This is a genomic window from Caballeronia sp. INML2, assembly GCF_023631365.1.
In the GTDB taxonomy this organism is placed as follows: Bacteria; Pseudomonadota; Gammaproteobacteria; order Burkholderiales; family Burkholderiaceae; genus Caballeronia; species Caballeronia turbans.
This window is the reverse complement of the sequence record NZ_JALQDH010000150.1, coordinates 1-4,607: the sequence shown is the minus strand read 5'-3', so window position 1 is coordinate 4,607 and position 4,607 is coordinate 1. Positions and strand designations below refer to the sequence as shown.

Annotated in this window: 5 protein-coding genes and 1 pseudogene; 1 reads left to right on the top strand and 5 read right to left on the bottom strand. The window is 58.5% G+C overall.

Going from position 1 to position 4,607, the window contains the following annotated elements; translation table 11 throughout:
- Both NCT32_RS36400 and NCT32_RS36395 read right to left on the bottom strand, forming a co-directional pair.
- Window positions 1–866: FAD-binding oxidoreductase (locus NCT32_RS36400; RefSeq protein WP_250491500.1), on the bottom strand; the 866-nt coding region annotated here is incomplete at its 3' end.
- A 367-nt stretch (window positions 867–1,233) separates the two neighbouring features.
- Window positions 1,234–2,238 (bottom strand): LacI family DNA-binding transcriptional regulator, encoded by a 1,005-nt coding sequence (locus NCT32_RS36395; RefSeq protein ID WP_061121964.1) that lies wholly within the window; start codon window positions 2,236–2,238, stop codon window positions 1,234–1,236.
- A gap of 312 nt (window positions 2,239–2,550) precedes the next feature.
- On the opposite strand from NCT32_RS36395, the gene NCT32_RS36390 reads away from it, so the two are divergent.
- A complete protein-coding gene (locus tag NCT32_RS36390) occupies window positions 2,551–3,216 on the top strand; it encodes a TetR/AcrR family transcriptional regulator (protein ID WP_061121965.1) in 666 nt (221 codons plus the stop codon).
- Window positions 3,217–3,223: 7 nt separating this feature from the next.
- Here NCT32_RS36390 and NCT32_RS37545 read toward each other — a convergent pair whose 3' ends face one another.
- The 3 genes and pseudogenes from NCT32_RS37545 to NCT32_RS36380 all read right to left on the bottom strand — a co-directional run.
- Entirely contained in the window at window positions 3,224–4,021 is a 798-nt protein-coding gene (locus tag NCT32_RS37545) for an NAD-binding protein (RefSeq protein ID WP_311768220.1), read from the bottom strand.
- Window positions 3,961–4,152, bottom strand: a pseudogene (locus NCT32_RS37790) (NAD(P)-binding domain-containing protein); the annotation flags it as partial. The pseudogene NCT32_RS37790 and the gene NCT32_RS37545, both read right to left, overlap by 61 nt.
- A 16-nt stretch (window positions 4,153–4,168) precedes the next feature.
- On the bottom strand, window positions 4,169–4,607 hold a 439-nt coding region (locus NCT32_RS36380; protein ID WP_409241582.1), incomplete at its 5' end, for an AMP-binding enzyme.

Sequence of the window (4,607 nt, the reverse complement as noted above, 5' to 3'; positions counted from 1 at the left end):
TCCGCGAAACGCACGCTCGTCATGCGACGATGCGTCGGCCTGCGATGCAGTCTGACCCATGCCTCGGTGATGATGCCAAGCGCACCCTCTGAGCCGAGGAACATCCGGTCGGGATTCGGGCCCGCCCCGGACACCGGAAAACGACGTGATTCAATGTTGCCTGCCGGCGTCACGACCCGTAGGCTCTCAATATGGTCGTCGATCTGCGTATAGGCCGTCGCAAAATGGCCCGCAGCGCGCGTCGCGATCCAGCCACCGAGCGACGAGAACTCCCACGCCTGCAGGAAGAAGCGCATCGTCAGTCCGCTCGCCTTCAACTGCTGCTCGAGGTGCGGGCCCAGCACGCCTGCCTGGATGCGCGCGGCCTGGGATTTCTGGTCAATCTCGAGCACCTTATCGAAGTTCTGCATGTCGATCGTCACGACGCCGCGGTACCGGTCATGCGTCGGCGGGTTCACGCCGCCGACCACGCTCGTGCCACCGCCGTATGGCACCGCCGCGAGGTTCGCGTCTTCGCACCAACGGAACAGCGCGACGATATCGTCTTCGCTGCTCGGATACGCTACAACGTCCGGCGGATTGTCGAACTCGCCGCGGATCGCACGAGCAACGTCAATCGTCGACGCTCCGTATGTGTGATAGAGGCGCTCGTAATGATCGACCGTGCAGATTGACTTGAGCGATTCGGGCACGGCTATCCGTGGGGCACGGAGCTTGATCATTTCGGCGCGCGGAAACGGCACCGGTTCGAAATCTGACACCCCTAGCAAGCGGGTCCATGCTTCTTCGAATTCGACGATCTCGTCGTTGGACACCTCTTCGCCCTCATATCCCCAGCCATAAAACTTGCGACGTCGCTTCTGCATGTGCATCTCCCTTTTCTAGAATTGCCAACGTTTTCATACCCGAATCTTATGTTCAATTTATCGTCGCAAAAACAATGACTTATCTTTTTGCAATCGATGTCATAGGGTATCGGCGCTGGCGTAATGGTGTCAACGGTAATCGCGTTAGGGTTTACGTGGAAGGCGGCCGCGCAGGCTGGGACGAATTGTTCTGCGCGCGGCTAAGGACTACACGTCGGCGAGAGGTGGCATTCCGATCGGGAGATCGGAAGAAGAGAAGAGAAGCGCGCGCACCCGTGCGGTGTCACGGGCAGATAGAAGAAAACTTACATTGATAAAAAGCGCCGGGAATCTGACACGCAGAGCGAGTGCGACGCTTCCGCGTGCATCATGCAGCCCGCGCGGTGCTCTGCCTCACGATCAGCTCGGCTTCAAATTGGTCCTGGTGACATTCGGTCACGGCCGTGGCATTGATTTGGCGCAACAGGTTCTGCGCGCTGAGTTTGCCGATCCGAACCGCGTCGGAGCGAATGGTAGTTAGCGGGGGAAACGTCAAAGATGCGATGTCCCAGTCACCGAATCCCGTAATCGACACCTCCGAAGGCACGTGGATTTCGAGTTCCCGACATTCGGCCAATACCGTGGCAGCAATCATATCGTTGCCGCAGACGAGCGCGCTGGGCCGCACCCCCGTGTGCATCAGCCGACGAGTCGCTTCACGGATCTCTGCCGGATCGTATCGTGTCGGGACCACGTCTCGCGCCTCTAGGCGTATTCCGTGGACAGCCAGTGCTTGTCGCACGCCGTGAAGCCGCGTAGCCGCGAGTGGCACTTCGATCGGTCCGGGCAGCACAGCGAACCGTTGATGTCCGAGCTGCACTAGGTGCTCCGCGACGCGAGCCATGGCCAAACGGTTGTCATAACCGACGCTCGGATGGACAGCGGAGCCGTCGGTCGCCCACATCAGTACGTATGGGAGCTTCTGTTTCCGCACAAATGCGAGAAGATCAGGATGGTGGTTCGTCCCGATCAACGCCAGACCATCGACTCGCCGTTCAATCAGGGTGCGTACGATGGTCAGTTCGAGATCGGGATTGTCGCGATGACAGGTCAGCAGCCCCGTGTAACCGATGCGAAGAAATTCTCCTTCCAGCGTGTCAACAGCGCGCGCGTAGAGCTCGTTCATCAAGGTTGGCGCCACAATGCCGATTGACTGAGAACGCCCGGAGCGTAAGACCCGTGCGGGCGCATAAGGCACGTAATCGAGCGACTCAATGGCGTCCTTTACTTTCTTCAGTGTCTTCGGATGAAGACGCTCCGGCGCGGCCAGCGCTCGCGACACAGTCGACGTTGACACGCCCGCCAGCGCGGCTACCTGTTTGAGACTAATCATCGGCTATCCCGATCCGCAAAGGGCGGCGCCCGCCTGACCCGCACGGGATGCGTGGATCAAAGGCGGCGACTCCAATTTTATCTGAGTCGCCAAAATGACGGTCGTGGTGGCCGATCCGCTCCAACGAGGTAGCGGAGCCGCAGATGACAGCTCAAGGAAGCAGCAAGGATTGTCCTCGGACGCGCGATGGCATACACTGTAGTGACTGAGCCGTCAGTCAGTCATGTCTTGCCGACCGCTGGCCACATCTTCTCGTCGAGTAGTCAAGCCCGCCAAATGATGCTCGCACAAACTCTCCATTCGCATATACGCATGAAACCCGATGTATCTTCCTACGACCAGTCTCCCGCGGTCCGCAAGCCTCGTGCGCGTACCGTCAAAACCAATACTCGCGACGAAACGCTCGTGCAAGAGCGCCGCGACGTATTAATCCGTGCGGCTATAAGAGTTTTTATAGAAAAGGGGTTTCATGAGGCCACGGTACGCGACATTGGACGCGCAGCCGATATGACACAGGGAACGATCTATAACTATGTCAAATCGAAGGATGACATTTTGTATCTTGTCTGCGATCGGATTATTGCCGAGTACCAATTCAAGGTGAAACAGGCACTTGATGAATCCGCGGCGCCGGCAACGCAAGTTTCAGCGGCACTGCGTACGGTCGCACGCATCATGTACGAGCACCAGGACGAGATCATGCTGATTTATCAAAATAGCCATCTGCTCGACAAGCGGTCTCGTAAAGTGATCCTTGCGCGTGTCGAGGAGTTCATCGCGATGTTTGAGGGAATTCTTTCGACGGCCAGTGCTGAGGCACGGCTCGATTTCGGCAACCTTCACATCGCTGCAAACATTGTCACATTCCTGCCGACCATGATCGCGTTGCGCCGCTGGTCGTTGCGCGATCGCACCGAGCCGGAAGAAGTAATCGAAGCACTTAGCTCCTTCATCGCCCGAGGGCTTGGCTTCAAGTAAATCTCAGTCAAGGTTCCACAAAATCGCAAGCTCCCGGCAGATCGGGGTAAAAACGACGCGATCCGAACATCGTCGACACGGCGGTCCAGTCGAGTGTCCTGTCGAAATGCTGGCAGTAGATCCTGAGCAGGTTCTCCGCGACGTTATGTAGAGGGGTGATCGCGTCTACGCCGCGCGCCGCATCGAGCGCGCATCGCATGTCCTTCGCCATGCCGGTCACTGGGAACGTCGGTTGGGCGAAACGCCGGCTCGCAGCGGCGCCGGGCACGACTCCTGGTAAAGGGTAGTATGCGTCAAACACCCAGCTTTGACCGGTGCCGTTGGCGATTACGTCATACATTGACTGCGCGTCGAGTCCCAGCTTGAGCCCCAGTGTCAGCGCCTCTGCGGCGACCATCAAGTTGGTTGCGCAGATCATGTTGTTCACGAGTTTCATTTTGCTGCCGCTACCGAACGGCCCGGTGTGGACAATGCGCTCGCCCATCGCCTCCAACACCGGGCGGATGCGCGTGACTTGGGCGACCGTACCTCCCACCATGAACGTTAGCGTTCCGGCTTCCGCACCTTCTACGCCGCCTGTCAGTGGAGCATCGACGAACTGCGCGCCCGCCCGCGTCGCGCTCTCGCCGAGTCGTTCGATCGTGACGACGTCGACAGTCGAGCATCCGAGCAGCAACGTTTTGCGCGGCGTGAGCGCAAATAGACCAGCGTCGCCATGTACACTTGCAGCGAGACATCGGGCGTCGGCAGCATCGTAATTACGATTTCCTGACGCGCGACCTCGGCGAGTGAAGCAGCCGCCGATGCCCCACGCTCTGCGACGCGTCTTAGCGCGGCGTCGTCATTGTCAAATACACACACGTCATGCCGGTGGTGCAGCAGGTTCCCGATCATTCGATAACCCATCCGGCCAGCACCGACGAAACCGATTTTCATATTGTTTCCTTCCCATTCAATCGGTTCGACTCAGGGCACGGATTGCGCAGAGTGCGCTCGGGTTTTCCAGTGACGCAATATCACCGAGCGGCTGCCGCTCGTATGCGCGTTTAATGAGACGCCGCATCACCTTTCCGCTGCGTGTCTTTGGAAGTTCGCCGACGACATGCACCTCCGATGGCGCGAATGCCCGGCCAACTTTTCGCCTGACGATCCTCTTGATTTGCTCGCTAAGGTAGTCATCGCTTTGCGCCTCTGTTGACATTTCGTCGAAAACGACGAACACGACGAGTCGGTGCCCCTTTTGCGGATCTGCGATGCCTACCGCCGCCGCTTCTGCCACCGCTTGTAAGCTCACGACGACGTCTTCGATCTCTGTTGGCCCTACGCGCTTGCCCGCGATCTTAAGCGTGTCGTCGGAACGGCCGTAAAGGAAGAACATGTGATCGTCGTAC

Coding starts and splice junctions, on each gene's coding strand:
- NCT32_RS36395 (WP_061121964.1), bottom strand. CDS start 2,238: ATGATTAGTCTCAAACAGGTAGCCGCGCTGGCGGGCGTGTCAACGTCG.
- NCT32_RS36390 (WP_061121965.1), top strand. CDS start 2,551: ATGAAACCCGATGTATCTTCCTACGACCAGTCTCCCGCGGTCCGCAAG.